The sequence below is a fragment of the Streptomyces sp. NPDC059452 genome (assembly GCF_042750035.1).
GTDB lineage: Bacteria > Actinomycetota > Actinomycetes > Streptomycetales > Streptomycetaceae > Streptomyces.
Genome location: NZ_JBHYVE010000012.1, coordinates 125,208 through 151,810, shown reverse-complemented (window position 1 = coordinate 151,810; position 26,603 = coordinate 125,208). Strand labels below are relative to the sequence as shown.

General features: G+C 73.7%; 21 protein-coding genes and 1 pseudogene. 9 read left to right on the top strand and 13 right to left on the bottom strand.

Going from position 1 to position 26,603, the window contains the following annotated elements:
- The first annotated feature begins 38 nt into the window (after nucleotides 1-38).
- Nucleotides 39-476 (top strand): DUF4442 domain-containing protein, encoded by a 438-nt coding sequence (locus tag ACFW9Z_RS18185; RefSeq protein WP_384641651.1) that lies wholly within the window; start codon nucleotides 39-41, stop codon nucleotides 474-476.
- 180 nt (nucleotides 477-656) lie between these two features.
- Here ACFW9Z_RS18185 and ACFW9Z_RS18180 read toward each other — a convergent pair whose 3' ends face one another.
- Nucleotides 657-1,187: a gamma carbonic anhydrase family protein gene (locus ACFW9Z_RS18180; RefSeq protein WP_384641466.1), complete on the bottom strand. Its 531-nt coding sequence runs from the start codon at nucleotides 1,185-1,187 to the stop codon at nucleotides 657-659.
- 162 nt (nucleotides 1,188-1,349) lie between these two features.
- Here ACFW9Z_RS18180 and ACFW9Z_RS18175 point away from each other — a divergent pair, with 162 nt between their 5' ends.
- Both ACFW9Z_RS18175 and ACFW9Z_RS18170 read left to right on the top strand, forming a co-directional pair.
- Nucleotides 1,350-2,099 (top strand): acyltransferase, encoded by a 750-nt coding sequence (locus ACFW9Z_RS18175; protein WP_384641463.1) that lies wholly within the window; start codon nucleotides 1,350-1,352, stop codon nucleotides 2,097-2,099.
- 76 nt (nucleotides 2,100-2,175) lie between these two features.
- Nucleotides 2,176-2,730 (top strand): YbaK/EbsC family protein, encoded by a 555-nt coding sequence (locus ACFW9Z_RS18170; RefSeq protein WP_384641460.1) that lies wholly within the window; start codon nucleotides 2,176-2,178, stop codon nucleotides 2,728-2,730.
- A gap of 34 nt (nucleotides 2,731-2,764) precedes the next feature.
- Here the strand turns inward: ACFW9Z_RS18170 and ACFW9Z_RS18165 are convergent, their stop codons facing one another.
- Complete coding sequence (locus ACFW9Z_RS18165; protein WP_384641649.1) at nucleotides 2,765-3,532, bottom strand: aminoglycoside N(3)-acetyltransferase; 768 nt, start codon at nucleotides 3,530-3,532, stop codon at nucleotides 2,765-2,767.
- Between the two features lie 180 nt (nucleotides 3,533-3,712).
- Nucleotides 3,713-4,129 carry a CoA-binding protein gene (locus ACFW9Z_RS18160; RefSeq protein WP_384641457.1) on the bottom strand — a complete coding sequence of 139 codons (417 nt, stop codon included), beginning with the start codon at nucleotides 4,127-4,129 and terminating at the stop codon, nucleotides 3,713-3,715.
- A gap of 75 nt (nucleotides 4,130-4,204) precedes the next feature.
- Here ACFW9Z_RS18160 and ACFW9Z_RS18155 point away from each other — a divergent pair, with 75 nt between their 5' ends.
- From ACFW9Z_RS18155 to ACFW9Z_RS18145, 3 genes are all read left to right on the top strand, one after another.
- On the top strand, nucleotides 4,205-4,831 hold the full coding sequence (locus ACFW9Z_RS18155) for a YigZ family protein (protein ID WP_384641454.1): 627 nt from the start codon (nucleotides 4,205-4,207) through the stop codon (nucleotides 4,829-4,831).
- A 211-nt stretch (nucleotides 4,832-5,042) separates the two neighbouring features.
- Complete coding sequence (locus tag ACFW9Z_RS18150) at nucleotides 5,043-6,212, top strand: exonuclease SbcCD subunit D (protein ID WP_384641451.1); 1,170 nt, start codon at nucleotides 5,043-5,045, stop codon at nucleotides 6,210-6,212.
- The gene (locus ACFW9Z_RS18145) at nucleotides 6,209-9,244 is read left to right on the top strand and encodes an AAA family ATPase (RefSeq protein WP_384641448.1); all 3,036 of its coding nucleotides are present in this window, start codon (nucleotides 6,209-6,211) and stop codon (nucleotides 9,242-9,244) included. The genes ACFW9Z_RS18150 and ACFW9Z_RS18145 overlap by 4 nt, the downstream gene beginning before the upstream one ends.
- A 57-nt stretch (nucleotides 9,245-9,301) precedes the next feature.
- On the opposite strand, the gene ACFW9Z_RS18140 is transcribed toward ACFW9Z_RS18145, so the two are convergent.
- Both ACFW9Z_RS18140 and ACFW9Z_RS18135 read right to left on the bottom strand, forming a co-directional pair.
- A complete protein-coding gene (locus ACFW9Z_RS18140; RefSeq protein WP_384641445.1) occupies nucleotides 9,302-10,807 on the bottom strand; it encodes an endonuclease/exonuclease/phosphatase family protein in 1,506 nt (501 codons plus the stop codon).
- 78 nt (nucleotides 10,808-10,885) lie between these two features.
- Entirely contained in the window at nucleotides 10,886-11,332 is a 447-nt protein-coding gene (locus ACFW9Z_RS18135; protein ID WP_384641442.1) for an Lrp/AsnC family transcriptional regulator, read from the bottom strand.
- A gap of 88 nt (nucleotides 11,333-11,420) precedes the next feature.
- Here ACFW9Z_RS18135 and ACFW9Z_RS18130 point away from each other — a divergent pair, with 88 nt between their 5' ends.
- Nucleotides 11,421-11,915, top strand: coding sequence for a rhodanese-like domain-containing protein (locus ACFW9Z_RS18130; RefSeq protein ID WP_384641440.1), 495 nt, complete (start codon nucleotides 11,421-11,423; stop codon nucleotides 11,913-11,915).
- A gap of 93 nt (nucleotides 11,916-12,008) precedes the next feature.
- Here ACFW9Z_RS18130 and ACFW9Z_RS18125 read toward each other — a convergent pair whose 3' ends face one another.
- Complete coding sequence (locus ACFW9Z_RS18125) at nucleotides 12,009-13,697, bottom strand: DUF885 domain-containing protein (protein WP_384641437.1); 1,689 nt, start codon at nucleotides 13,695-13,697, stop codon at nucleotides 12,009-12,011.
- A gap of 145 nt (nucleotides 13,698-13,842) precedes the next feature.
- Entirely contained in the window at nucleotides 13,843-14,331 is a 489-nt protein-coding gene (locus tag ACFW9Z_RS18120) for an Lrp/AsnC family transcriptional regulator (RefSeq protein ID WP_384641434.1), read from the bottom strand.
- A 59-nt stretch (nucleotides 14,332-14,390) separates the two neighbouring features.
- Between ACFW9Z_RS18120 and ACFW9Z_RS18115 the strand changes: the two genes are divergently transcribed.
- On the top strand, nucleotides 14,391-15,653 hold the full coding sequence (locus tag ACFW9Z_RS18115; protein WP_384641430.1) for a trans-sulfuration enzyme family protein: 1,263 nt from the start codon (nucleotides 14,391-14,393) through the stop codon (nucleotides 15,651-15,653).
- Here the strand turns inward: ACFW9Z_RS18115 and ACFW9Z_RS18110 are convergent.
- The 5 genes from ACFW9Z_RS18110 to ACFW9Z_RS18090 form a co-directional block, all read right to left on the bottom strand.
- A complete protein-coding gene (locus ACFW9Z_RS18110) occupies nucleotides 15,538-16,965 on the bottom strand; it encodes a GNAT family N-acetyltransferase (protein WP_384641428.1) in 1,428 nt (475 codons plus the stop codon). The two genes, ACFW9Z_RS18115 and ACFW9Z_RS18110, sit on opposite strands and share 116 nt — an antisense overlap.
- A 172-nt stretch (nucleotides 16,966-17,137) precedes the next feature.
- Nucleotides 17,138-19,852: a DUF6493 family protein gene (locus tag ACFW9Z_RS18105; RefSeq protein WP_384641646.1), complete on the bottom strand. Its 2,715-nt coding sequence runs from the start codon at nucleotides 19,850-19,852 to the stop codon at nucleotides 17,138-17,140.
- Between the two features lie 47 nt (nucleotides 19,853-19,899).
- The gene (locus ACFW9Z_RS18100; RefSeq protein WP_384641425.1) at nucleotides 19,900-21,276 is read right to left on the bottom strand and encodes an SWIM zinc finger family protein; all 1,377 of its coding nucleotides are present in this window, start codon (nucleotides 21,274-21,276) and stop codon (nucleotides 19,900-19,902) included.
- Between the two features lie 108 nt (nucleotides 21,277-21,384).
- Nucleotides 21,385-22,974 carry an alkaline phosphatase D family protein gene (locus tag ACFW9Z_RS18095; protein WP_384641422.1) on the bottom strand — a complete coding sequence of 530 codons (1,590 nt, stop codon included), beginning with the start codon at nucleotides 22,972-22,974 and terminating at the stop codon, nucleotides 21,385-21,387.
- Between the two features lie 309 nt (nucleotides 22,975-23,283).
- Nucleotides 23,284-24,741, bottom strand: coding sequence for a PLP-dependent aminotransferase family protein (locus ACFW9Z_RS18090; RefSeq protein ID WP_384641419.1), 1,458 nt, complete (start codon nucleotides 24,739-24,741; stop codon nucleotides 23,284-23,286).
- Here ACFW9Z_RS18090 and ACFW9Z_RS18085 point away from each other — a divergent pair.
- A pseudogene (locus ACFW9Z_RS18085) lies at nucleotides 24,735-25,634 on the top strand (DMT family transporter); the annotation flags it as partial. The gene ACFW9Z_RS18090 and the pseudogene ACFW9Z_RS18085 overlap by 7 nt on opposite strands.
- Before the next feature lie 90 nt (nucleotides 25,635-25,724).
- On the opposite strand, the gene ACFW9Z_RS18080 reads toward ACFW9Z_RS18085, so the two are convergent.
- Nucleotides 25,725-26,555 carry an alpha/beta fold hydrolase gene (locus ACFW9Z_RS18080; protein ID WP_384641416.1) on the bottom strand — a complete coding sequence of 277 codons (831 nt, stop codon included), beginning with the start codon at nucleotides 26,553-26,555 and terminating at the stop codon, nucleotides 25,725-25,727.
- Nucleotides 26,556-26,603: the final 48 nt, after the last annotated feature.

The window sequence follows — 26,603 nt, the reverse complement described above, 5'->3', positions numbered from 1 at the left end:
TACTCATGAGTAACCTTCGGTCCATGAGCGCTGAACAGATGACCGTCGGCGAGATGCTCGTCGCGACGGTCCCGATGGCCCGGACCCTCAACCTCGAATTCCTGGAGACGACCCCCGAGCGGGCCGTCGTCCGGCTGCCGGACCAGGCGGAGTACCACAACCACGTCGGCGGCCCGCACGCCGGAGCGATGTTCACGCTCGCCGAGTCCGCCAGCGGTGCCATCGTCATCGCCGCCTTCGGCGACCAGATGTCGCGAGCCGTGCCGCTCGCCGTGAAGGCCGAGATCGGCTACAAGAAGCTGGCCATGGGCGAGGTCACCGCGACCGCCACCCTCGGCCGCCCGATCGCCGACGTCGTCGCCCAGCTCGACGCGGGGGAGCGCCCCGAGTTCCCCGTCGCCATCGAGATCCAGCGGGCGGACGGGGCGGTCACGGGCGAGATGACCGTCGTCTGGACCCTGCGCCCCAACGGCTGACGCCCGCGGGCCCGTGTTCCCGGGGCCGCCGCACCCTCCGGTCGGGGAGGGGGCGGCGGCTTCGGCATGTGTACGGGACCGGTGAGCGCGTACGGCGTACGGGACTGGTGGGCGCGAACGGCGTACGGGTCGGTGGGTGCCGTGCGGCGTACGGGACCGAGCCGCCGGGCCCCGGAGCCCTCAGCCCTCGTGTGCCGCGCGGTGGGCCTTGGCCAGCTCCACGTACCCCGCCGCGTTGAAGCGGATGCCCTCCAGCTCCTCCGCCGTCAGGGGCCGCTTGACCTTGGCGGGCACCCCCGCGACCAGCGAGCCCGGCGGGACCCGCATCCCCTGCGGTACCAGCGCCTGCGCCGCGACCAGGGACCCGGCGCCGATGTGCGCCCCGTTGAGCACCGTGGCGCCCATCCCCACCAGGACGTCGTCCTCGACGGTGCAGCCGTGCAGTACCGCGTTGTGGCCGACCGAGACGCGCGCGCCCACGGTGAGCGGGAAGCCCGGGTCGGTGTGGACGCTGCAGTTGTCCTGGACGTTGCTGTCCGGGCCGATCGTGATCGGGCCGCAGTCGGCGCGCAGCACGGCCTGGTACCAGACGCTGGAACCGGGGGCCAGCGTCACCTCTCCGATCACCACGGAGGTCGGTGCCACGAACGCGTCCGCGTCGATGTCCGGCTCCTTGCCGCCCATGCCCGTGATCAACGCCTGTTCCGCCATGGCCTGCTCCTCGGTGGTCCGGTGTGCTGCGCGTGGGGCCTGCGATCGGGATCGGGCCGCCTCACACGGTAGGCGACGGCTCCCCGCGTGCGCCGGGGGGTGGGGTGAACATCACAGGTCACCGCACGGATCGCCGCCCACCGTGCCGACTACCGTGACCCCGTGCCGAAAAACCGCAACACGTTCTCCTTCCTCGCCCGCCGACGCCGCCGCGCCGCCTCCTGGCTGGTCCACCGCGGCTGGGCGTGGGCGCAGGAGGCCGGAGCCGTCACCGCCGAGCACCCCGGGCGGCTGCGCTTCGGCGCGATCGGGGAGGGGACCCGGCTCGCCTTTCCGCAGGGCACGGTCTTCGGGGAGCCGTGGATCGAGCTCGGCGCGCACTGCGTCATCGGGGAGCAGGTGACCCTGACGGCGGGGATGATGCCGGACCTGGACCTGGGGCCCGATCCGATCCTCACCCTGGGCGACGGGGTGGTGCTGGGGCGCGGCAGCCATGTGATCGCGGACACGACGGTGAGCGTCGGCCCGGACACGTACTGCGGTCCGTACGTCTACATCACCTCGACCAACCACAGCTACGACGACCCGCACGAGCCCGTGGGCAGGCAGTGGCCCCGGATGGAACCGGTGGCGATCGGCCCCGGCTGCTGGATCGGCACCGGCGCGGTGATCCTGCCCGGCGCCCGGCTCGGCCGGAACGTGGTGGTCGCGGCGGGGGCGGTCGTGCGCGGTGAGGTTCCCGACCATGCGGTGGTCGCGGGGGCCCCGGCCCGTGTCGTACGGAGCTGGGACCCGGACAAGGGCTGGCAGCCACCCCTCCGCACACCGGCCCCCGTGCCGATTCCGAAGGGCGTCACGCCCGAGCAACTGCTCGCCCTCGCCGAACTGGACCGGGCGCCGGACGCTCCGTGACGACTGCCGACCGAACGTGTTTCGGCCGGCCTCTGGGCCAAGAGCCCCTGCACCGGGCGCCGTTAGGGTGGGCCGCATGCGCGCACCCATCGGCACCTTCGAGGACGCCTCTCCCGCCTCCGAACGGCTCGACCTGCTCCCCGCCCCCGTCGCGACGGCCCTCGCCGCCGGGTGGGGCGACATCACCGCCGACCGGATCATCCACGTCGACACGGACCCGGCCGTGGCCGACACCGCCGTCTTCGTCGAGCACCACGGGGCGGACCTGCTGGACACCTCTGCCAACTGTGTCGTCGTGGCAGGCAAGCGCGGCGGAGAGGTCACCCTCGCCGCCTGTGTGGTGCTCTCCCGCACTCGGGTCGACGTCAACGGCGCGGTACGCAGGCACCTCGGCGCCCGCAAGGCGTCCTTCGCGGCGATGGACACGGCCGTCGGCGCGACCGGCATGGAGTACGGCGGCATCACCCCGATCGGCCTGCCCGCCGACTGGCCCCTCCTGCTGGACCCCGCCGTCGTGGACGAGGAGTGGGTCCTGATCGGCAGCGGCAGCCGCCGGGGCAAGCTCATCGTGCCGGGCAAGGCGCTCGCCGCCCTCCCGGGCGCGGTGGTCGTGGAGGGGCTGGGGGTCTGAGGGGGCCTGTCGGCGGTCCGCGAGCGGTGTGCCGTCAGCGGTGGTCCGTGAGCCACTCGGCGGCGAAGCCGACGGCCGCCCGCAGCCGGAGCAGCCTGCACGGGGCTGACCCGATCAGGGCCTTCCGTACGTCACCGGGCCCGGCGGCCGCCTCGAACGCGGCGCCCAGGGCCGCGAAGTCGCTGTCGTCCAGGGCGACATCCTCGTACTCCCACCACTGCCGCACGCCCCGCACTGCCACCACACAGCGGTAGCGGCGGCGCGGAGGGCCGGGTCTGCGGTACTCGCCCAGGTGGAAGGCGGTGCAGGTGGCGAAGCCGGTGCCGAGCAGGAGGACCCGGGCGTCGGCCTCGTACAGCCGGGCGAGCGGTGAGTCCTCGCCGAGGTGGCAGTCGGGCCGGTGCCCGGCGAGCAGCTTTCCGGCGGCGGGGCCCAGGGCGGCGAAGGAGGTCTGCGGATGGCCGCTGCGCCGCGCCCCCGCCGCCGTCCGTACGGTCTCGGCGAGAGCCCCCATGGAGGGTGCGGGGGTGAGCGCCGGGTCGAACGGCGGCATGGTCGAGCGGACCGCCTCGCGCGCCTCGGCGTCCAGGCCCCGTACGCGGGCGCGGTAGTGCGGTGAGGTGTCCGAGTTCTCCGGGGTGAACGAGGGGACCACCAGGGTCCCCTCCCGTCCCACCGCCCGGCGCAGGGCCGTCAGGACGGCTACGGGCCCGCCGACGCCCGGCCCCAAGGCCCGAAGGGAGGCATGCACCAGCAGGACGTCGCCGGGCCGCACCCCGAGGCCCGAGAGAGCGGCGGCCAACCGCTCACCGGCGTTCCGCGCGGGCCGTGGCGCGGTAGCCGACCGCCCGCCGTCGTTCTGCCGGGCCGACGGCGGGTCGGCCTGCCCGTCGTCGCCCTGCGGGCCCGGCCGCCCGCCGTCGAGAGGATCGCTCACGGCGAGGAGCCTGCCCACCCCGGGCCGCCCTCCACACCCCCGGTCTCAGGCCCGGGGCGGCAGCCCCGGGATCTCGATGGCGGGGCACCGGTCCATCACCATGTCCAGCCCCGCCGCCCGCGTCCGCTCGTACGCCTGCGCGTCCACCACATCCAGCTGGAACCACACCGCCTTCGCCCCCACCGCCACCGCCTCGTCGGCCACCCCGCCCGCCAGCTCGCTGTTGACGAACACGTCCACCACGTCCACCGGGAACGGGATCTCCGCCAGCGAGGCGTACCCCTGCTCCCCGTGCACTGTCTCGGCCTTCGGATGCACCGGCACCACCCGCTTGCCGAAGCGCTGGAGGATGTGCGCCACCCCGAAGGCGGCCCGGGAGCGGTTGTTGGAGAGCCCCACCACCGCCCAGGTGTCGCCCGAGTCCTGAAGAATCCGCCGGATGGTCTCTGCCTCTGTGTCCATGCCGGGACAACCGACGGCCCCGGCCCCGCCATTCCCGCCCGAAGGCACCGGTGCGGCGGCGCATAGGGTGGGCGGATGCAGGAGCAGTACCGGACCGTCGCCCGCGCGGGTGTGCACGAGAGCGAGATCAACCGATCGCGCTTCCTGTGCTCCCTCGCCCCCGCCGCCACCGAACAGGAGGCCCAGGACTTCGTCGCACGCGTCCGCAAGGAGCACCCCACCGCCACCCACAACTGCTTCGCGTACGTGATCGGCGCCGACGCCTCCGTACAGAAGGCCAGCGACGACGGCGAGCCCGGCGGCACCGCGGGCGTCCCGATGCTCCAGATGCTGATGCGCCGGGAGGTGCGGTACGTCGCGGCGGTCGTCACCCGCTACTACGGCGGGGTCAAGCTCGGGGCGGGCGGACTGATCCGGGCGTACGGGGGAGTGGTCGGCGAAGCCCTCGACGCACTCGGCACCCTCACCCGGCAGCGCTTCCGGCTCGCGACGATCCGCGTCGACCACCAGCGGGCGGGCAAGCTGGAGAACGATCTGCGGGCCACCGGGCGGAATGTGCGCGAGGTGCGGTACGCGGAGGGCGTGACCATCGAGATCGGGCTCCCGGACGCCGATGTCGCCGCCTTCACCGCCTGGCTGGCCGACGCGACCGCCGGTTCGGCCACGCTGGAGCTGGGCGGCGAGGCGTACGGGGACGTGTGAGCGGTCCGCACAGGAGAGGGCGGGGGCGTGTGAGCCACGCGCCGCCCGGTATGAGGGCAATCCCACCCCGGGCAAATCCTTGATCCATGCGGGATCGGCGGCCCGGCGGGGATAGCGTGGTCGAGTCGGCGGCGGGATCACGGGCCGCTCCGGCGGTGGCCCACGGGTGGAGGACGACGTACATGCAGCGCACAACCGGCGGAGCGATCGCGTGAGGATGCTGCACACCTCGGACTGGCACCTGGGCCGGTCCTTCCACCGGGTGTCCCTGCTCGACGCCCAGGCCGCGTTCCTCGACCACCTGGTGGCCACCGTCCGGGAGCGGGAGGTGGACGTGGTCCTCGTCTCCGGCGACGTCTACGACCGGGCCGTGCCGCCGCTCGCCGCCGTCGAGCTGTTCGACCGGGCGCTGCACCGGCTCGCCGACATCGGCGTGCCCACCGTCATGATCTCGGGGAACCACGACTCGGCCCGTCGGCTCGGTGTCGGCGCCGGGCTCTTCGACCGGGCCGGTATCCATCTGCGGACCGATCCCGCGAGCTGCGCCACCCCCGTCCTCCTCCCCGACGCCCACGGCGATGTCGCCCTCTACGGCCTGCCCTACCTGGAACCCGCCCTCGTCAAGGACACCCTCCGCGCCCCCAGGGCCGGACACGAGGCCGTCCTCACCGCCGCCATGGACCGGGTCCGCGCCGACCTCGCCACCCGCCCCGCCGGAACCCGGTCCGTCGTCCTCGCGCACGCCTTCGTGGCGGGCGGCGAACCCAGCGACAGCGAACGCGACATCACCGTGGGCGGGGTCGCCGCCGTCCCGGCCGGGGTCTTCGACGGCGTCGACTACGTGGCCCTCGGCCACCTCCACGGCTCCCAGCGGGTCACGAGCCGCGTCCGCTACTCCGGCTCCCCGCTCGCCTACTCCTTCTCCGAGGCCGACCACCGCAAGACCATGTGGCTGATCGAGCTCGACGGCAGCGGCGCCATCGCCGCCGAGGAGCGGATCGACTGCCCGGCCGAACGGCCCCTCGCCCGGCTCCGGGGCCGCCTGGACACCCTCCTGGAGGACCCGGCCCTGGACCGCCACGAGCACGCCTGGGTGGAGGCCACCCTCACCGACCCGGTCCGCCCCGCCGAACCCATGGCCCGCCTCGGCACCCGCTTCCCGCACACCATCAGCCTCGTCTTCGACCCCGAGCGGCCCCCCGAGGACCCCCTCGCCTCGTACGCCCAGCGCCTCAAGGGCCGCGACGACCAGCAGATCGCGGAGGACTTCGTGGCCCACGTGCGCGGCGGCGACGGACCCAGCGACCCCGAACGCGCCGTGCTGCGGGCCGCGTTCGACGACGTACGGGTGGACGAGAGCGTGCGCGAGGTGTCCCGTTGAGACTGCACCGCCTCACCCTCACCGCCTTCGGACCCTTCGGCGCCACCCAGGCGGTCGACTTCGACGCGCTCTCCTCCGCCGGGCTGTTCCTCCTCCACGGCCCGACCGGCGCCGGGAAGACCTCCGTCCTGGACGCCGTCTGTTTCGCCCTGTACGGAGCCGTCCCCGGCGCCCGGCAGAGCCCCGGCGCCACCCTCCGCAGCGACCACGCGCCCGCCGACCTGCCCACCGAGGTCATGCTGGAGCTGACCGTCGGCGGCCGACGGCTCGAAGTCACCCGCAGCCCCGCCCAGCCGCGCCCCAAGAAGCGGGGCGACGGCTTCACCCAGGAGAAGGCCCAGAGTCGGCTGCGCGAGCGCGACCCCGAGGGCGGCTGGAAGGCGCTCAGCAAGTCGCACCAGGAGATCGGCGAGGAGCTGGCCCAGCTGATCGGCATGAGCCGGGACCAGTTCTGCCAGGTCGTGCTGTTGCCCCAGGGCGACTTCGCCCGCTTCCTGCGCGCCGACGCCGAAGCGCGCGGCAAACTCCTCGGCCGGCTCTTCGACACCCGCCGGTTCGCCGCCGTCGAGGAGCGGCTCGCCGAGCTGCGCCGGGGCGCCGAGGCCCGGGTGAAGGCGGGGGACGAACAGATCCTCGCCCTCGCCCAGCGCATCGCCCAGGCGGGCGGCCCGGCCGCCACCGAGGCCGCCCCGCCCACCGTACGGGCGGGCGAACCGGGCCTGGCCGAAGCGGTCCTGGAGTGGGCCGCCCTCGCCCGCAGCGCCGCCCGGGAACACCTCGACATCGCGCACGCGGTGGTGGCGGAGGCGGAGAACCGCCAACTGACCGCCCGCCGTGCCCTGGACGCCGAACGCGAACTGGCCCGCCTCCAGCAGCGGTACGCGGAGACCCGGCGGCGCACCGAGGAGCTGGCCGAGCGGCGCCCCGAACACGACCGCTGCCAGGAGCAGTTGGAGCGCGCCCGCAAGGCGGACCGGGTCGCCCCGGCGCTGGAGCTGCGGGAGGAGGCCGAGCGGGCGTACCGGTCGGCGAGCGACGCCCTCGGCCGGGCCAGGGAGCGGCTGTCCGCTCTCGGCCGGACCCGGGAGCGGCTGTCCACCGTCCCGGCCGACGCGGGCGCCGATCAACTCGCCGAGCTGGAAGGCCGGTTCCGGCAGGAGCTCGGCGGACTCGAAGCCGCCCGCAAGGCCGAGGCGCGCAGCGCGCGGATCGACGAGGAACGCGCCCGGCTCAACCGGGAGGCCCGGGCCGACGACGAGACGATCCGGGAAGCGGACGCGTGGCTGGCCGACTGGGACGCCACCCGCACGGCCCTCAAGGAGCGGATCGACGCCTCGCAGGAGGCCGCCACCCGCGCCGAACAGCTTGCCGGACAACTGGCCCCGGCCCGCCGCCGACTGGAGGCGGCCCGCCGCCGCGACGGGCTCGCCACCGACGTACAGGAGGCCAGGGCAGCGCTCGCCGCCGTACGTGAACAGGCCCTGGAAGCACACGAGTTCTGGCTCGACCTGAAGGAGCGCCGACTGCGCGGCATCGCGGCGGAGCTGGCCGCCGCCCTTGTCGAGGGTGAGCCCTGCACGGTCTGCGGCTCCGCCGAACACCCGGCCCCCGCCCGCCCCGGCGACGGCCATGTGGACCGGGCCGCGGAGGAGAAGGCCCTCGCCGCCCACCGGTCGGCCGATGCGGCCCGCGCCCGTACGGAACAGCAGCTCGGCCTCGTACGCGAACGCCACGCGACAGCGCAGGCGGAGGCCCAGGGGGACGGTTCCGCACCGCCCACCGTGGACGAACTCCGTACCCTCGTCGACCGGTTGACCACCGAGCACACCGAGGCCCACCGGCTCGCCTCCGGGACTCACGCGGCGCGCGAAGCCCTCGCCGCCGCCGAGCGCGAGCACGCCGAGCGGGTGGAACAGCGGCAGGAGGCGGGCATCAGGGCCTCCGCCCGTACCTCCGAGCGCGAGGCGCTCGACCGCGCACAGGCCGAGCTGGAGGACCAGATCACCGCCGCCCGGGGCGAAGCGGCGTCCGTCGCCGCGCGCGCGGAGGAGCTGACCCGCTGGGTCGCGCTCCTCGCCGCCGCCGCCGAGGCCGTCCGCACCGAACAGGACGCGGCCCAGCGCCGCAAGGAGGCCGACGACCGGCTCTCCGACGCGGCCTTCAGGGCCGGGTTCGACACCCCGCAGGCCGCTGCCGCGACGCTCCTCGGCGCCGCCGCGCAGCGCGACCTCCAGCACCGCGTCGACGCCTGGCAGGCCGAGGCGGCGGCGGTCGCGGACCGGCGCGCCGAACGGGACGCCCGCGAGGCCGCCGAGCGCCCCCAGGCGAGGCCCGAGGCGGCCGAGAGCGCCCACACCACGGCGGAATGGCTGCTGCGCGAGGCCGCCTCGGGCCTCGCGGCGGCCCGCGACCGGTGCGCCGAACTCGACCGGCTCTCGGGACGGGCGGCCGAGGAGGTACGGCGGCTGGGGCCGGTGCGCCGGGAGTACGAGCGGGTCGCCCGGCTCGCGGGGCTGACGGCGGGGACCTCCGCCGACAACGAACGCAAGATGCGCCTGGAGGCGTACGTTCTCGCCGCCCGCCTCGAACAGGTGGCGGCGGCGGCCACCGCCCGGTTGCAGCGGATGTCCTCCGGCCGCTACACCCTCGTCCACTCCGACGCCCGCACGGGCGGACGCCGGGCCGGGCTCGGGCTCCATGTCGTGGACGCCTGGACCGGCAGCGAACGGGACACCTCCACGCTCTCCGGCGGCGAGACGTTCTTCGCCTCCCTGGCCCTGGCACTCGGCCTCGCCGACGTCGTCACCGAGGAGGCCGGGGGCGTACGCCTGGACACCCTCTTCATCGACGAGGGCTTCGGCAGCCTGGACGACCAGACCCTGGACGAGGTGCTGGACGTGCTGGACTCGCTGCGGGAACGGGACCGCAGCGTCGGCATCGTCAGCCATGTGGCCGACCTGCGCCGCCGCATCCCGGCCCGGCTCGAAGTGGTCAAGGGCCGGAGCGGATCGACGGTGCGCCAGAGCCTGTGAACGAACGGGCCGGGCCCGGGCCGTTGTCACGGCGGCCCGGGCCCGGCCCTGGTGGGCTCAGAGGCGGAAGCGCCCCTTGATCGGATAGTGGTCCGACCGTCCCGCATCGGCCGGCACGTCGCACGACACGACGGTCGCGGAGGACGGCGCGAACAGGTAGTCGATCTTGATGTTGCGGTTGCCCAACGGCTTCGTGGCCCGGCCGTCATGCGGCCGCGCGCTCCACCGTCCCTCGTCGCACTCCGTGTCCGCCGCGTAGGCGGCCGTCAGGACGTCCTTGGAGTCGTCCTTCGAGGCGGAGTCCGGGGGGACGGCGTTGAAGTCGCCGCCGTACACGGTCCGGTAGCCGGCCGGGGTGTACGAGTGGACGATCTCCTGGAGCTTCGCGGCCTGTTCCATGCGCTTCGTGCCGGGGTCGGGGTCGTCCGCGGTGATGCCGGCGCTGAAGTGGGACGTGCAGAACTGCAGGGCCTGGGCCGGGAGAACGGCGCACAGGGCGGTCCGCTGTTCCATGCGCACCCAGGTGTTGTTGATGGTCCGGTTCTGCGGCGAGGGCAGGTCGTACGAGGTGTACCAGACATTGGAGTCGGGCACGGCCAGGGCGATGCCGTAGGCGCCCCGGTCCTTCCAGCCGGACGCGGCCGATCCGGCCCTGTCGCACGTCTTGGCGGCCTTCACGGAGGATCCGTCGACGGTGTACTTGATGGGGGCGAAGCGCACGTCCCATCCGGTGCCCGTGATGGTCTCCAGCGCCCTCTCGATGTCCTTGGCGTGCGACTCGCACAGCTCCTGGAGGAACACGGCACGGTACTGCGCCGCCTCATTGCCCATCCGGGCGGTGACCTGGGCACCCAGGGTGGGGCCTTCCACCCGGTGGTTCCCGCAGCCGCTGTTGTTGTTGGCGCAGACGTTCCACGACATCACACGGAAGTCCGCCGCCGGGGCGGGGGACGCGGGAGCGGGGCGTCCGCCCTCGTCGCTCGCGTTCTCCTCGCCCAGGAAGACGAGTTCGAACTTCTGCCAGGACCCCACCGCCTCCGCCCGCGCGCGCAGCAGCCCGTTGTCGGTTCCGGGGTCCTGCACCTCGGCGGTCACATACCTGTAGCCCTTGTCCGTCCAGGCCTTGAGGGCGTACGTGTTGTCCGTCTGCTTCTCCAGCTGGAGCTTTTCCCACTCGCCGAGGACCGCTCCGCGGGCCCGGAGCAGATTCTCGTGGCTGCCGGTGTAGTTCCGCTCGGTCGTGACGTAGTTCCCGTTCGCCTCCGAACGCAGCGTGGTGGTCCACCCCTTGTCGCCGGTGTGCAGCGTGAACTTCTCCCAGGAGCCCAGGTCCCGGTGGGACGGGGCGGCCGAGCGGGCCCGGAGCATGGCCTGCCGGGCGCCGCCGGTGTTGACTTCCACCGACACGTAGAGGCCGTTGCCCACGGACCTGAGCGCGTACTTGTCGCCGGCCGTGACGGGCACCGGGCGCGCGTCCGCCGCATGCGACGGCACGGTGGACAGCGCCATCACCGTGAACAGAACGGAACACAGCACCGCGAAGCGGCTCATTCTCTGTCTCATGTACCCGCCTAAGTTGGGGAGAGGCCAAAAAGTGCACGCTACGACACCGCCTGGCGTCCCTTCACGGAGGGGAGATCGTCAACGGCTGATCGCGCGCCGGGGGAGCGGTGAGGAGTAGACGACGCTGGTGGTGACCGAACCGAGCGCGGCGATCCGGCCGGTGATCTCCTCCAGGTGCCGCATCGAGCGCGCCGTCACCTTGAGGACGAAGCAGTCGTCACCAGTGACGTGATGGGCCTCCGCGATCTCCGGGGTGGTCTCCAGGAGGTCGTGGAACGGCTTGTAGTTCCCATGCGGATAGCGCAGCCGTACGAAGGCGAGGACCGGCAGCCCGATCCGCTCGGCGTCGACCACGGCGGCGTAACCGCTGATCACCCCGGCCTCCTCCAGGCGCCGCACCCGTTCCGTGACGGCGCTCGGGGACATCGCGACGGCGCGGGCCAGCTCGGCGAAGGTGGCGCGGCCGTCGCGCTGGAGGACATCGAGAATGCGCCAGTCGGTGGCGTCCGGGGAATAGTCGGTCACCCCGCAGAGACAACACGGAAATCCCCGGCGGATCAAGAGAAGTGCCGGGGAAACCGCCTTCCTGGTTCCGGCCGGCGGCCATAGATTCATGGTCATGACCTCCCAGACCACGGCCACGGCCGTCAACTCCGTGCTGCGCGTCCCGCCCGCCTCCCCGGCCGCGGCGGCCGCCTACTTCGGCGCCTCGCTCACCTTCCACGCCGATGTCTCCGACGTCGCCTCCGCGCTCGCCGCCGAGGGGGACCCCGGGTTCGTCCTCGTGGACTCCCGCTCCACCGCCTCCTGGGACCAGGGGCACGTGCCCGGCGCGGTGCATCTGCCCACGGCCCTGATCCCCGAGCAGGCGGCCGCGCTGCTGGACCCGGCCGTACCGGTCGTCACGTACTGCTGGGGGCCGGGGTGCAACGGTGCCACCCGCGCGGCCCTGGCGCTCGCCCAACTCGGTTACCAGGTCAAGGAGATGCTCGGCGGCTTCGAGTACTGGGCGCGCGAGGGCTTCGCCTTCGAGACCTGGGAGGGCGGCGAGCGGCGCGCTGCCGACCCGCTGACCGCGCCGGTCGACGACGCCGACTGCGGCTGCTGAGAGGCGGACTTCCGCGCTTCCGTGCGGCGGGCGGGCCCCCGTCCGGTGGATGGTGGACGGGGGCCGGTCCTGGCTGGAACGGGACGGGGCGGGTCAGAGCCGGGACAGCTCCTCGACCAGGTCGTCCAGGCCCAGCGGCCCCTGCGAGAGCGCGGCCATGTGCCAGGCCTTGAGGTCGAAGGCGTCTCCGTGGGCCGCGCGCGCGTTCTCCCGGCCGAGCAGCCAGGCGCGCTCGCCCAGTTTGTAGCCGATGGCCTGGCCCGGCATCGAGAGGTAGCGGGTCAGCTCGCTCTCCACGAAGTCGGCCGGGCGGCCGCTGTGGTTGCCGAAGAACTCCTGCGCCAGGGCGGGCGTCCAGCGCTCACCGGGGTGGAACGGCGAGTCCGCCGGGATCTCCAGCTCCAGGTGCATGCCGATGTCCACGATCACCCGGCAGGCCCGCATCATCTGCGCGTCCAGATACCCCAGGCGCCGCTCCGCGTCGGGCAGGAAGCCCAGCTCGTCCATCAGCCGCTCCGCGTACAGCGCCCAGCCCTCGGCGTTGGCGCTGACCTGGCCGACCGACGCCTGGTAGCGGGAGAGGCTGTCGGCGACATGCGTCCACTGCGCGATCTGCAGGTGGTGGCCCGGAACGCCCTCGTGGTACCAGGTGGAGACCAGGTCGTACACCGGGAACCGGGTCTCGCCCATCGTGGGCAGCCAGGTCCGCCCGGGGCGGGAGAAGTCCTCGGAGGGGCCCGTGTAGTACGGGGCGGCCGCGCCGCCGGGCGGGGCGATGTGCGACTCCACCTTCCGCACCCGCTCGGCCAGGTCGAAGTGCGTGCCGTCCAGCGCCTCGATGGCCTCGTCCATCAGGCCCTGGAGCCACTCCCGTACCTCGTCCACGCCCTCGATGTGCTTGCCGTGCACATCGAGGTGGGCGAGCGCCTCCCACGGGCTCGCCCCCGGGAGGATCTTCGCCGCCTCGGTCTTCATCTCCGTGAGCAGGCGGTGGTATTCGGACCAGCCGTACGCGTACGCCTCGTCCAGATCCAGGTCGGTCCCGTTGAACTGGCGCGACCAACGGGCGTACCGCTCGCGGCCCACCGTGTCCGGGGCGCCCTCGATCGCCGGGGCGTAGACGTCACGCATCCAGTCCCGCAGGGCCAGCACCGAAGCCGTGGCCTCCCGGGCGGCCTCGTCCAGCTCCGCCCGCAGCGCGTCGGGACCGGCCGTGACGAAGTCCTGGAAGAACGCCGGGCTGTCGCTCTCGCCGCCCCACTCCGTCAGCTGACCGATGAAGGTGGCGGCCGCGCGCGGGCCACCGTACAGCTTGCGCTCCAGGCCGAGCCCGAGCGAGGCGCGGTACCCCTCGAACGCGGCCGGTACGGCGCGCAGCCGTTCCGCGACCGCGGCCCACTCCTCCCGCGTCGTGGTGGGCGTGATCGTGAACACCTGGATGATGCTGTGGGCGGGCGAGTGCAGGTTGGAGACGGTCCGCAGCCCCTCCTCCGCCTCGTGCACGGCGAGTTCCGCCGTCAGCCGCTCCCGCAGGAGCCGCCCGCAGCGGCGTTCGGCATCGCTGTCGGCACCCGGCAGCCGCTCCGCGTCATCCAGCTTCAGCAGGGTGGCGCGGATCAGGGCGGCGGCCGCCTCCTGTCCGGCCGGTGAGAAATCGGGCAGGCGGCGCGAGCTTTCGGGGTCACCCAGGTAGGTGCCCGTGATGGGGTCGAGTTCGATGAATGCGTCGACGTAGGCGTCGGCGACCTGACGGGGCAGCGCGCTGCTCGAAGTGACTGACATGGAGACATACTCCAACGTCGGGCCCCTCTCCGTCACCACCGTTGAAAGGCGTACGTCCGAAAGACGATCACGCGCCGACCGGCTCGCCGGGGCTCAGGAGCGGACCGCCTCGCCAGCGATCGGGAGCGGACCGGTGCGCAGGCGATCAGGGGCGGACCGGCTCGCCGGGTGGCAGCAGCGGACCGCACTCCCACTGCTGGAAGATCAGCCGGGTCTCGACCCGGGCCACCTCGCGGCGCGAAGTGAACTCGTCCAGCACCAGCCGTTGCAGATCCGCCGTGTCGGCCACCGCCACCTGGACCAGATAGTCGTCGGGGCCGGTGAGGTGGAAGAGCGCGCGGGACTCCGGCAGGGCCCTGACCCGGTCGACGAACGGGCCGATGAGTTCCCGCCGATGCGGCCGGACCTGCACCAGGAGCAGCGCCTGAAGACCCCGGCCCAGCTTCGCCGGATCCAGCCGCAGCTGATCGCCGAGGATCACCCCGGAGCGACGCAGCCGGGCCACCCGGTCCAGGCAGGTCGAGGCGGCCACCCCCACCTCGGCGGCGAGCTCGCGGTAGGTGGTCCGTGCGTCGTTCTGCAACAGCCGCAGAATATGCAGATCCACCGGGTCCAGAGCGACAGAATCGGCCATGCGGCGAACGTAACACGGCCTTCCGCCGCTACGAGCCGGTAACTGTTCAGGCTGTTGTCATGGACAACGAAGTCTCGATGACGCCCCCTGCCCCCACCCCCGCCAGGGCGCTGGCCACCGAAGCCGTGCACGCCGGACGCGACGACCTCGCCTCCCTCGGTCTGCACGCCCCTCCGCTCGACCTGTCCACCACCTACCCCTCCTACGACTCGCGCGCCGAGGCCGAGCGGATCGACGCCTTCGCCACCACGGGCGCCCGGCCGGACGGCCCGCCCGTCTACGCGCGGCTGGACAACCCGACCACCGGCCGTTTCGAGACGGCGCTCGCCCGGCTGGAGGGGACCGACAGCGCCGTCGCGTTCGCCAGCGGCATGGCCGCCCTCACCGCCGTCCTGCTGGCCCGCGCGAGCATGGGACTGCGCCATGTCGTCGCGGTCCGCCCCCTCTACGGATGCAGCGACCACCTGCTGGGCGCCGGACTGCTGGGCACCGAGGTGACCTGGACCGATCCGGCGGGCATCGCCGACGCGATCCGCCCGGACACCGGCCTGGTCATGGTCGAGACCCCGGCCAACCCCACCCTCGCCGAGATCGACATCCGGGCCGTCGCCCACTCCTGCGGCTCCGTGCCGCTGCTGGTCGACAACACCTTCGCCACCCCCGTCCTCCAGCGCCCCGTGGAGCACGGCGCCCGGATCGTCCTGCACAGCGCCACCAAGTACCTCGGCGGGCACGGCGATGTGATGGGCGGGGTCGTGGCCTGCGACGAGGAGTTCGCGGCCACTCTGCGCCAGGTGCGGTTCGCCACCGGCGGGGTGCTGCACCCCCTGGCCGGTTACCTGCTGCTGCGGGGGCTGTCCACCCTTCCGGTCCGCGTACGCGCCGCCTCGGCGAGCGCCGCCGAGCTCTCCCGCAGGCTGACCGCCGACCCGCGGATCGCCCGGGTGCACTACCCGGCGATCGGCGGGGCGATGGTTTCCTTCGAGGTGTACGGGGACCCGCACGCGGTGATCGCCGGTGTACGGCTCATCACGCCCGCCGTCAGCCTGGGCAGCGTGGACTCGCTGATCCAGCATCCGGCCTCCATCAGCCACCGCATCGTGGACGAGGGAGACCGGCAGGCGTCCGGCGTCGGTGACCGGCTGCTGCGCATGTCGGTCGGGCTGGAGGACGTCGAGGACCTCTGGGCCGATCTCTGTCAGGCGCTCAGCGCCGGGCCCCTTCCGCGGAGCCGGACGGGCGAGCGGTCCGCTGGTCCGGCCGGGCGGTCCGCTCCTCCGTCGCACGCGCCGGCTCCGGAGCAGTCGTCAGCCGCGCGGTGATGACGAGGGTGCCCTCCTCGATCTGGTAGTCCAGGGGCAGCTCCAGCGCCCGCATCGCGGCGACCATGCCGGTGTTACGGGCCTGGGTGACGGCGTACACGCTGTCGCAGCCTGCCTCCCGGGCGAGCTGCACCAGGCGGCCGAGCAGCTCCGAGCCGATGCCCCGGCGCTGCCAGTCGTCCTCCACGAGGAGGGCCACCTCGGTCTCGTCGCCGTCCCACAGGAGGTGGCCCAGCGCCACCAGCTTGCCGGAGGCCGTCTGGACGGCCAGGGTGCGGCCGAAGCGCGGGCTCAGCAGGTGGTCCAGATAGCGGTCCGCGTCCCCGACGGGGCCGTGGTAGCGCAGGCCCAGGGTGTCCGGGGAGCAGCGGTCGTGCATGGCGCGGGCGGCGGCGAGGTCGCTGCGGTCCGCGCGGCGCACGGTGATCTCGTTGCCCTCGGGCAGCGTGAGGATGTCCGTGCTGCGGGGCACCCGCGGGCCGAGCCGGGCGTCCAGCTCCACCAGGGCGCGGGCCCGGGCGAACTCGGTCGGGGTGAACGGCAGATAGGGGCGTTCGACGGAGATGACCCCGCCCGACGGGTCGCGCAGGCGCATCACCGTCTCCTCCAGCACGCCTTCGACCGGGGCGCTCTCCCCGGTCGGGCGGCCGGTGATGGAGACGGCGGGCAGCGAGTGGATCGTGCACCGGCCGAGCAACTGACGCAGCGCGAGCGGGAGTTCGGCGGCGTCGAGCGCCGTGCGGGTGGCCAGCGAGAGCACCCGGGTCGGGGTGTCGACCAGATCGTGGGCGTCCGCCCGCTCGATCCAGGTGGAGGTCCCGCCCGAGGCCGCGATCTCCCGGGTGAGCTCCTGCGCCGGGAGCGAGGCGGGCGCCCGCAGCAGGAACTCGTCGACCGTCCCCTCGGCCAGCGGGTGGGTCTGGAGCGTCAGGATGTCGATCCGGAAGCGGGCGAGCACCAGGCACAGGGCGGCCAGGCTGCCCGGGGCGTCGCGCACCGTCGTCCGCATCCGCCACAGAACCGTCTCCCCGGCCCCGGCGGCCGATTCGGTGACCGCGTCCGGCGCCGGGCCGGACGCGCCGGGATCCTCCGGCGGGGGAGCGTTGCTGTGGCGCCGCGCCCACCAGGTGTGGAACGCCGCCGTGGCCACCAGGGCCACGGCTGACGCCATGAGCAGGTAGGGCCCGTCGGGCTGGTGCCCGATCAGGTTGGCGATCGCGTCGGCCACGGCGACCGCGGTGAACAGCGCGGCCAGCTCGATCAGGTCCCGCCGCCAGTGGTGCGGGCGGCGGGCGGTCTTCGAAGACGTCACATCAGTCATATCCTTACTGTGAACGCATGGTGTTGCCTGATCACGAACACTTTGTGACTGATGGGTTAAGTGTGGATCTGATCGCCTATCGTCGTTTTTCGGCCGTATTTTCTGGCCTCTCAGCCTGTTCTACGCCTCCTCCAGGCCTGCTCTACGCCTCCTCAGCCTCCCTCTACGTCATCTCCTGGGCGGGCGGGAACACGGCCAGCAGGCGGGCGGCCTGTCGGACGGTCTGCGAGGACCCCTTGCGCCCGGCCGTTCCGGCCAGCCCCGCGACCGGCTCGATCCCCTCCGTACCGCAGCGCTCGGCGCACTCGGCCGCCACGGCCAGCAGATCCCCGAGCCCCCGGGGCGCCTTCTCGTACGCCAGCAGGGTGGGCAGCGCCACGGCCAGCACGCCCAGCACCGTCCGGTACGCCCCGGTGGCGGCGGCCGTCCGGGCGGCGTCGGCCAGTCGGCTGACCTTCACCAGGTCGTGGTCGACGAGCACCGCCAGCTCCCGCCCGAGCAGTGTGGCGTCCAGGCGGCCCTGCGCGGCCAGGACGAGCAGCGCGTCCACGGCGGATATCCGGTCCTCGGGGTGCCGGGCGCCCAGCCCGTAGGCGAGCGCGAGATGTACCGCGACACCGGCCTCCCCGCCGGTCTCCATCAGCGGCGGCAGCAGCCAGGCCCCGCCCCGGGGGCCCTCGTCGGCGGTGCGCAGGAGATCCGGCATCAGCCAGGCGGCCAGGGTCTCCCCGTCCTCGGGCAGCGTGGCGGTCCAGTGCGGGCACTGCTCGGCGCCCCAGTGGTAGCAGCCCCGGGCGTCGGGCAGGTGCGGGCGGCCCAGCCAGTGGAAGGAGCGCGGGAACTCCTCCTGGATCAGCGGCCGTTCCCTGGTGGCGAGGAGCACCTTCCGGGCTCCGGACGCCGAACGCTGCCACCAGTCGCCCGCCGAGGGCCGATCGCTGGTCAGGCCGTGCCGCAGGACGGAGGCGACCGGCTCACCGGCCCGTATCCAGGCGGCCAGCCGGTCCCCCGTGGGCGTCCCGAGGGCCGCCGCGGCGTCGGCGGCCTCCTCCTCACCGCTCCGGCGTACACGCAGCAGGGCCTGGGCGAAATCGGCGGGGCCCGGGGCTGCTCCGAGGCGCTGATACGTCCGCAGCCGCTCGACCAGCTCCGCCGGGTCCAGCGAACCGGTGTGCCAGGTGGGCGTGGCGAGCAGGAACGGCACCCGGTCGGTCCGCACGTCACCGGCCGCCTCCCACGCACGGGCGAGGAGCACCCCGTTCAGCGCGGCGTGGGCACAGGTCCCGGTGCCGGTCCAGCGGTTCTTCCCCTGGATGACGGCTTCGTAGGGGACCCGGCCCAGCAGCGAGCCCACCACCAGGGCGAGGGCGTGCCCCGTGGTCATGTACGCCGGTTCGGGCTGCCGCTCGATGCCGTGCTCGACGAACCACACCCCGGCCAGGGCCTCTTGAAGGGCCTCTGTCAGCTCGGCCCGGTCGGTGCGGGCGAGGCGGACGAGCCCGTCCAGGGCGCGCTCGAAACCGGAGATCCCGGACGCGGCGGCCGAGGCTCCCGGAGTGGAGGGCTGCCAGGAACGGGACTTGAGCTGGGCCGCCACCTCCTCGACCAGCTCCGCCACGGTCTGCGGCGCCGGGTCGAGCCGGAACAGGGCGGGGACGGGCGGCAGCAGCTCCTCGTACGGGCCGTCCGCCGGAGCCTCCTCGGTCACCGTCCCGAACAGGGCGGTGACCGTCTCCCGGTGCAGGGGCCCCAACTGCGCGGCCGAGAAGGACAGCTCCTCCCGCAGCGCCTCGTCGGCGGCCGGAAGATGGCGTGCGATCAGCTTGAGTGCCCGCTCCTGGAGGGCGATGTCCTCGTTCCCGAACACCTCCGCGACCACCGGAAGCAGCTCACCCGCCGTCGTCGCGTCCCGGCCCAGCACCTTCCCCAGCAGCATCAACTGGGCGCGTACCAGCTTCTTCTCCGGCCGGAAGAGCACCGAACCCGACACCTCCGCGAGCTCCGCGGTGGAGAGCTCGCCCCGTGCGTCCAGCCGCGCCAGCACGTCCTGCGCATGGGAGGCCACCACCGAGATGCCGTCCGCCGCCAGCACCGTCCAGTCGCGGAGGTGGCCGCTCTCCTCGTCCTCCGTGAGGCCCAGCTGCTGGAGCAGGACCAGGAAGAACCGCTGGTCACCCGGCTTGCCGCCGCGCACCAGACGGGTCACACACCGCTCCACCAGCTGCGACCGGTCGAGCACCCCCTCCTCCGCCAGTACGCGGAGCGCGGCCGGCCAGTGGTCGGGCGATCCCGGGGTGTCGTACCAGCCGACCTGGGACGGCAGCTCCGGCATCTCGAAGAGCCGGGGTACGAGCACGGCGACGTGCGGGTCGGAGCGCAGGACACCGGCCAGCGGCACCCGGCCGGATCCACCGTGCCACCCCGCCGCACCGATCCGCTCCGTCCAGCCCTGGACCAGGCTGTCCGTCGTGGGGATCGGGCGCCCGGCCATCCGTACCAGCTCGCTGATGAACGTGTAATCCGCCTCGGAGCTCAGCGACTTCGCCGCCAGCCGGTGGGCGAGATCGCCGAGCCAGGCCGGATCGCGGTCTCCCAGCGCCACGAGGAGCAGCGGATACGGGGAACGGGACCAGCTGCGCAGGTCACGGCCGCCGATCCAGGTGGCGCAGCCCGCCGCCCCGGTGTGACAGGCAGCCCCGGCCACCAGAAGCGCCTTGCGGACCTTGTCCTGCCGCCGCCACTCCCAGCCCCGGACCTCCTTGCGCAGCTCCTTCAGCTCGGCCAGCACCGCCCTGCGCCCGGCCCGGTCCAGCTTGCGCACCAGCGGCGGAACGGCGCGGTTGTGTCCCTTGCGCACAGCGGTGACCAGTTCGTCGATCGTCTCGCCGTTCATCCGGTCGTTCGTCTCGTCGTTCATCCGGTCGTTCATCGCACGCCTCCGGTGACCGTCGCGCCGCGCCGGACCATCGTCACGGCCAGGGCGTGTTTGCACGGGCCCCGCTTCCCCCGGTAGTCCGCCCACCACTGGCAGGTGCAGGCGAGCCTCCCGCCGCTCTCGCGCACCTGGTAGCGCCGGTCGCCGGAGGCCACGGACGCCAGCGCGCCGTCCAGAGTCACCGCCCCCGCACCGGCCAGCTCGCGGGCCGCCACCAGGCGCGGGTTGTGCCGCTCCGCCCGGTCCGCGTCGTACGGCAGCTCGCGGTGGAAGTAGGCCGCGTCCGCCAGGTCGTACCCGACCCGGCCCGCCGTGCCCAGCCGGGTGAGCGCGGCCCGGACCCGCTCGACGCTCAGCCCCGACTGCTCGGCCAGCGAGGCCGGTTCGATCCTGGGCTCCCAGGCGAGCAGGACGGAGACCAGCTCGGCATCGGCCGCCGCGTCATCGGTGGCCAGCGCCTCCAGCACGCCGCCCTCGCCCGAGAACCCGCGCGAGGAGTCGGGCGACAGCGTCAGGGTGAGCCGCATCCCCGGCAGAACCACCTCCCAGGCGCTCGCCGCCGCTCCGCCGTCCGCCACCGGAGGCCCGTACACGCGCAGCGCCGTCGCGTGGCGCAGCACCCGCTGGAGGGCCACCAGCCGCTCGGGCCCCGGCAGGCACACCGCGCCCGGCACCGGCCGGGTCGTCGGCCGCAGACCGGAGCCGGAGGCCACCACCCACTGCGCGCCCCGCGCCGCGCTGCCCGTGCCGCGCGGCAGGGAGCGCAGGAACGCCACCGCCCGCGCCGCCGTCAGCTCGGCCCGCAGATCGAACCCGGCCGAGGCCACCTGCGCCTCGGCGAACCCCCGCAGCCACCGGTCCGGCAGCGGCACCTTCTTCTCCACCACCGGGCCGTCCAGCGTGGTGACCGCCAGCTCCTCCGGGCCCACCCGCAGATGCAGCGGGTCGTCCGCCGTTATCCGGGAAAGGGCGTCCCGCAGCGGATTGTTGACGTCCACATTGGTCGTACCGTGCCCCGTCCGCTCCCCGTCCAGCCCCTCCTGGAGCACGTCCAGGCGTGCGTACACCCCGCAGCAGCCGGAGAACGACTCGAAGCGCAGCCGGTCCCCGTTCCCCGTCACCACCGGGTCGAGGGAGGCGGGCAGGGTGCGCTGGTAGTAGCGCGCGGAAGCCACGTCGGCCACCGCCAGCAGCCCGCGGGCGGCGATGCGGGGAGCGGAGAGGAAACCGGCGAAGAACCGCGGGTGCGCCTCGGCCCCGCGCGGGGTGAGACCGCCCGCGGTCTCCAGACCGAGGGAGGCCCCCACCTGCGAGGACTCCAGGGCGGACGGTCGTGCGTAGGCCAGGGCCTGAACGGATCGGGTCATGAGGAAAACGGTAGGACCCACCACTGACAACGGGCCCTGGCACAGCCGTTTGTGCAGGTCAGAGGCGTACCTCGGGGCTCTCCACGGGCCCAGGCCGACGGCGCGCCCTCACTGACCCACACGCCCCGGCCGCAGCACCTTGGTGAACAGCACCGCACCGCCCTCCGCCCGCAGACGCACCGTCAGATCCGCGCTGTCGCCGTCGATCTCGACCTCCCCGAAGAACTGTGGCGACTCCATCGGCGACACATTGGCCCGGTCCGGCGCCCGGACGAAGACCCGGTCCGGCCCGAACGTGCCGTCCAGCGCGTTGGCCGGAAAACCCCCTGCGGCCAGCGGGCCCGAGACGAACTCCCAGAACGGCGCGAAGTCCTTGAACGCCGCCCGCTCGGGGGCGTAGTGCTGCGCCGAGGTGTAGTGCACATCGGCCGTCAGCCACAGCGTGCCGGTGATCCTGCGGTGCTTGATGAACCGCAGCAGCTCCGCGATCTGGAGCTCCCGCCCGAGCGGAGCGCCCGGATCGCCCTGGGCCACCGCCTCGTAGTCCGTCGCCCCGTCCGGGACCACCAGGCCGAGCGGCATGTCGGCCGCGATCACCTTCCACACCGCGCGGGATTCCGTGAGGGCGCGTTTGAGCCAACGGAGCTGCTCGGCACCGAGGATGCCGGTCGTGTCGTCGGCCTGCCGGTTGGGGGAGTTGCGGTTGCGGTGCGAGCGCATGTCGAGGACGAAGACGTCCAGCAGCGGCCCGTGGTGGACGGTGCGGTACATGCGCGAGCGCCGAGCGGAGGAGCCGTACGAACCGTGCGGCGTCGAGACGGGGAAGTACTCGTGGAAGGCGCGCGCGGAACGGGCCGCGAGGATGTCGACGTTCTTCTCCGTGTAGCGCGGGTCGTCGAGAATCTGGCCCGGGTACCAGTTGTTGCGCACCTCGTGGTCGTCCCACTGGACGACGGAGGGGACCTGCGCGTTGAAGCGCCGGACGTTGCGGTCGAGCAGGTTGTAGCGGAAGTTGCCCCGGTACTCGTCCAGCGTCTCGGCGACCTTGGCCTTCTCCTCGGTCATGACGTTGCGCCAGATCCTGCCGTCGGGGAGGGGCACACCGGGCTGGAGCGGCCCGTCCGCGTAGACGGTGTCCCCGCTGCACAGGAAGAAGTCCGGGTCCAGGCGGCGCATCTCCTCGTACACCCGGTAGCCGCCGATGTCCGGGTTGATGCCCCAGCCCTGCCCCGCGATGTCCCCGGACCACAGGAAGCGCACCCCGTCCCGCCGCCGGGCCGGAGCGGTGCGGAAGGTTCCGTACACCGGTTTCCCCGTACGACGGGGGTCGTGCGGGTCGGCGAGCGTGACCCGGTAGTGCACCTGCTCGCCCGCCGGAAGGCCGTACAGGGGAGTGGTGCCGGTGAAGTCCGTACCCGGCCCGGTCAACGGTCCGTACCAGCTCCGGGACCGGCGGAAGGACTCGGTCGCCGAGGTCTCCACCAGCATCCGCGCGGGCCGGTCGGAGCGCACCCACACCAGCGCCGAGGAGGCGGTGACGCTCCCCACCTGCACCCCCCACGCCGCCTCCGGCCGCCCAGCCAGCGCCAGGGCGGGAGCCGCCGCCGAGGCCGTGGGCAGGGCCGCGGCGGGGACGAGCAGCGAGCCGCGCAGAACGGTACGGCGGCCGGGCGAGAGGATACGCGGACGGTGCGGCATCGAGGCGCCTCCAGGGCGGTGGGCGGAACGGACGGGCGGGACCGGTCCGGGGTGGGCGGAACGGACGGACACCGGGCCGGGACCGGTCCGGAGGTACGCGCGGAACGGCCGGGCGGACACCGGGCCGGAGTGGGCGGGACGGACCGGCGGACCGGTCCGGGGCTGTGGAACGGACGGACACCGGGCCGGGGCGGCCGGAGCGCTCCGTCGGGACGGAACCGGTCTCCGCCCCCATGCCTAGTGGCCGGTGAAGGCCACTGCCCCAACCTCAGGTGAACGGGGCCGGTCGGCCGGGGACAAGGCCCCGGTTCACCCCTGCGCCGCCGCGAGCATCCCGATTCCCCGGGCGATCTCACCCGGCGTCAGGTGGGCGTAGCCGAGCACGAGCGCCACCGTTCCGTCCTCGGGTCCGGCGTCCCCGCGGTCGCCCAGCGGCCGCAGCGCGAGGCCGGCCCCGGCCGCGCGGCCCAGGAACGCGCCCTCGGGGCCGTACCGCCCGGGCAGGCGCGCGATGATGTGCAGACCTGCCGCGATGCCGCTGACCGTCGTACCAGGGAAGTGCTCTCCGAGCGCGGCCACCATGGCGTCGCGGCGCTCCCGGTAGGCGCGCTGGCAGCGGCGGAGCTGCCGGTCGTAGGCGCCGCGCGTGACGAAGTCGGCCAGCACCGCCTGGTCGATGGCGGGGTTACCCAGATCCATGGTCCGTTTGCGGGCGACGATGCGGCCGGTGAGCGAGGCGGGGGCGATCAGCCAGCCCAGCCGCAGGCCCGGAGCCAGCGACTTGCTCACCGACCCGGTGTACACGACACGCTCCGGGTCGAGCCCCTGCAACGCCCCCACCGGAGCCCGGTCGTACCGGAAGTCCCCGTCGTAGTCGTCCTCCAGAATCACGCCGTCCACATCGCGCGCCCAGTCGAGCAGATGGCGGCGGCGCTCCGCGGAGTAGGCGATTCCGGTGGGGAACTGGTGCGCCGGCGTGGTCACCACGGCGCGCACGCCGGAGCGCCGCAGTGGTCCGAGCGCCAGCCCCTCCGCGTCGAGCGGCAGCGGGACGGCGGCCAGCCCCGTCGAGGCGAAGAGCGACGCGTGCTCCGGGCTCCCCGGGTCCTCCACGCCGACCGAGGCCAGGCCCTCCTCCCGGAGCACGAAGCCGAGCAGCGTCGTCGCCTGGGCCACCCCCGAGCAGACCACCAGCCGCTCCGGATCCGCCACCACCCCGCGCCGCCGGGCCAGCAGACCGGCCAGCGCCTCCCGGAGCTCCGGCAGCCCGCGCGGATCGGGGTACCCCAACGAGCTGTGCGGCAGCCGTCCGAGGACCGTCCGCTGGGTGGCGGCCCACGCGGTGCGTGGGAAGAGGGAGAGGTCGGGGACGCCCGGCCGGAAGTCCACCCGCACGCCCGGCGCGCGCGGAGCCAGATCCCGTACGGAGTGCGCCGCCGCGCGTACTCCACCACTCACCCAGGTTCCCGCGCCCCGCCCGCTGCGCAGATAGCTCTCGGCGGTCAGCTGCTCGTACGCCTCCGTGACCAGCCCGCGCGACACCCCGAGATCGGCGGCGAGTTCACGGCTGGACGGCAGCCGCGTGTCCGCGACGAGACGGCCCGAGCGGACGGCCTCCCGCAGCGCGGACTGGAGCGCCCGCCCGCGCCCGCGCACCGGGGCGGCAGCGGCGGGAAGCAGCAACTCCCAGGCAGGCGAGGTGGAATCGAGGCCGCCGGGCCCGTCGCGCCCCTCCGTACCGGTTGAATTGGTCCCCGAAGATGTCATGGAAGTGGACCTTAAACCGGTCCGGTGCCGAACCTAGCGTCACCGTCATGAACGCGAACTCTCTGCGCGGAGCCCTCCTGGCGGCCTTCGCCTGTGTGCTGGTGGGGGCCTCCTTCACCGCCAACAGCGTGCTCGGCGACTACCCGTACGCGGGTGGCCAGGCGCTCCGCTACGGTCTGGCCGCACTGCTCCTCGCGGCGCTGCTGCGGCGGGGCCCGGCCCCCGTGGCCGCCCCGCTGCGGTCGCTCTCCCGGCGCGAGTGGCTGCGGCTCGGCGTGCTCGCCGCGGTCGGGATGGTCGGCTTCAACCTGGCGGTCCTGGCCGCGGAACGGAGTGCGGAACCAGCCGTTCCGGGCGTCTTCGTGGGGTGCGCGCCCATCGTCGTCGGGGTTCTGGTCCCCCTCCTGGAGAGCCGCCGCCCCTCCCGCGTGACGCTGTACGCTGCCGGGCTCGTAGCCGCCGGAGCGTTCACCGTCCAGGGGTGGGGCCGCACGGATCTGGCGGGCATCTGCTGGTCGGTGGGGGCGCTCGCGGGCGAGGTCGGCTTCGCGGTCCTGGCCGTACCGGTGCTGCGGCCGCTCGGCCCGAAGCTGCTCGCCGCGACGGTCTGCGCCATCGCCGCCGTACAGTCCGCACTGCTCGGCCTGCTGCTGGACGGCGGCGCGTTCCTGCGGGTCCCGACCTCCGTGGAGGCCACGGCCCTGCTCTGGCAGGCCGCCGTCGTGACCGTGATCGGGTTCGTCTGCTGGTACATCGGCCTGCAGCGCATCGGGGCCGAACGCGCCACCCTCTTCTCCGGCCTGATCCCGGTCTCCGCCGCGCTGACCGCCCCGCTCGTCGGAGCCGGGACGTACGGCATGGCGCAGGGCGCGGGGAGCTTCCTGGTCGGTGCCGGGGTGGCGCTCGGCTCGGGCGTCCTGGGGCGCCGCGCCGCCGCCGGTACGGAGTCCACCGCGCCGGAGGCGACCCCGCGCCCGGCTCCGTCAGCGGCTGGTGTCGAGGATGACGCGGGCGACCAGGGCCGGGTCGTCGTTCATCGGGACGTGCCCGCAGCCGGGCAGCCGTACGAGCCTGGCCTCCGGGATCACGTGCTTGGCGCGGATCCCCTGCCTCCGCAGCAGGATGCGGTCACGGGTGCCCCAGGCGACGGTGACGGGGATGCCCTTCACATCGTCGGTGAAGGAGGTGCCGCCACCGGTGGCCAGCGTCTGGTGGAATCCGGTCGCTCCCCGCAGGGCCAGGGTCTCCGCGACGACCGCCTCGGGTGAACGCCTGCCGGGCCGGGCGTAGATGGTGCTGGTCAGCACCGCACGACCGGCCGCGCTGCGGGAGAGCCGCTCGATGGCCGGCACCGGGAGGGCCAGCGCGGCGCGGCGCATCGCCCGCAGGGTGGTGAAGGCGTAGCGGCGCTCCGGCTCGTTCCAGAAGCCGGCGGGCGACAGGGCGGTCACCGAGCGGGCCAGTTCCGTACGCCCCAGCTCCAGGGCGATCAGGCCCCCGAGGGAGTTTCCGGCCACATGCGGGCGATCGAGGCCCAGGGCCGCGAAGAGCGGCCCGTAGATCGAGGAGACCGCCTCCAGGCCGTACGGAACTCCGTCCGGCAGCGCGGGAGATACACCGAAGCCGGGCAGGTCGACGGCTATCACCTCCCGCTCGGTGGCGAGGATCCGCACCACCGGGTCCCAGGCCTGGTGGTGGTGGCCGATGCCGTGGAGGAGGACCAACGGCTCGCCCGCACCGGTCCGTTCATACTCCACCGAGACCGGACGGGGGCCGTGCGCCGCATCGACGGTGAAGGAGACCGTGGTGGTCATGGAGCCGCTCCCTGAAGTGGGTAGACATCGCGTCAACAACACTTACCG

What these genes read in the sequence shown, in the direction of transcription:
- ACFW9Z_RS18130 (WP_384641440.1), top strand. Translation starts at nt 11,421, where the DNA reads ATGGTCATGACCTCCCAGACCACGGCCACGGCCGTCAACTCCGTGCTG.
- ACFW9Z_RS18095 (WP_384641422.1), bottom strand. Translation starts at nt 22,974, where the DNA reads ATGCCGCACCGTCCGCGTATCCTCTCGCCCGGCCGCCGTACCGTTCTG.
- ACFW9Z_RS18120 (WP_384641434.1), bottom strand. Translation starts at nt 14,331, where the DNA reads ATGGCCGATTCTGTCGCTCTGGACCCGGTGGATCTGCATATTCTGCGG.
- ACFW9Z_RS18100 (WP_384641425.1), bottom strand. Translation starts at nt 21,276, where the DNA reads ATGACCCGATCCGTTCAGGCCCTGGCCTACGCACGACCGTCCGCCCTG.
- ACFW9Z_RS18155 (WP_384641454.1), top strand. Translation starts at nt 4,205, where the DNA reads ATGCAGGAGCAGTACCGGACCGTCGCCCGCGCGGGTGTGCACGAGAGC.
- ACFW9Z_RS18080 (WP_384641416.1), bottom strand. Translation starts at nt 26,555, where the DNA reads ATGACCACCACGGTCTCCTTCACCGTCGATGCGGCGCACGGCCCCCGT.
- ACFW9Z_RS18125 (WP_384641437.1), bottom strand. Translation starts at nt 13,697, where the DNA reads ATGTCAGTCACTTCGAGCAGCGCGCTGCCCCGTCAGGTCGCCGACGCC.
- ACFW9Z_RS18170 (WP_384641460.1), top strand. Translation starts at nt 2,176, where the DNA reads ATGCGCGCACCCATCGGCACCTTCGAGGACGCCTCTCCCGCCTCCGAA.
- ACFW9Z_RS18115 (WP_384641430.1), top strand. Translation starts at nt 14,391, where the DNA reads ATGGACAACGAAGTCTCGATGACGCCCCCTGCCCCCACCCCCGCCAGG.
- ACFW9Z_RS18180 (WP_384641466.1), bottom strand. Translation starts at nt 1,187, where the DNA reads ATGGCGGAACAGGCGTTGATCACGGGCATGGGCGGCAAGGAGCCGGAC.
- ACFW9Z_RS18090 (WP_384641419.1), bottom strand. Translation starts at nt 24,741, where the DNA reads ATGACATCTTCGGGGACCAATTCAACCGGTACGGAGGGGCGCGACGGG.
- ACFW9Z_RS18185 (WP_384641651.1), top strand. Translation starts at nt 39, where the DNA reads ATGACCGTCGGCGAGATGCTCGTCGCGACGGTCCCGATGGCCCGGACC.
- ACFW9Z_RS18140 (WP_384641445.1), bottom strand. Translation starts at nt 10,807, where the DNA reads ATGAGACAGAGAATGAGCCGCTTCGCGGTGCTGTGTTCCGTTCTGTTC.
- ACFW9Z_RS18160 (WP_384641457.1), bottom strand. Translation starts at nt 4,129, where the DNA reads ATGGACACAGAGGCAGAGACCATCCGGCGGATTCTTCAGGACTCGGGC.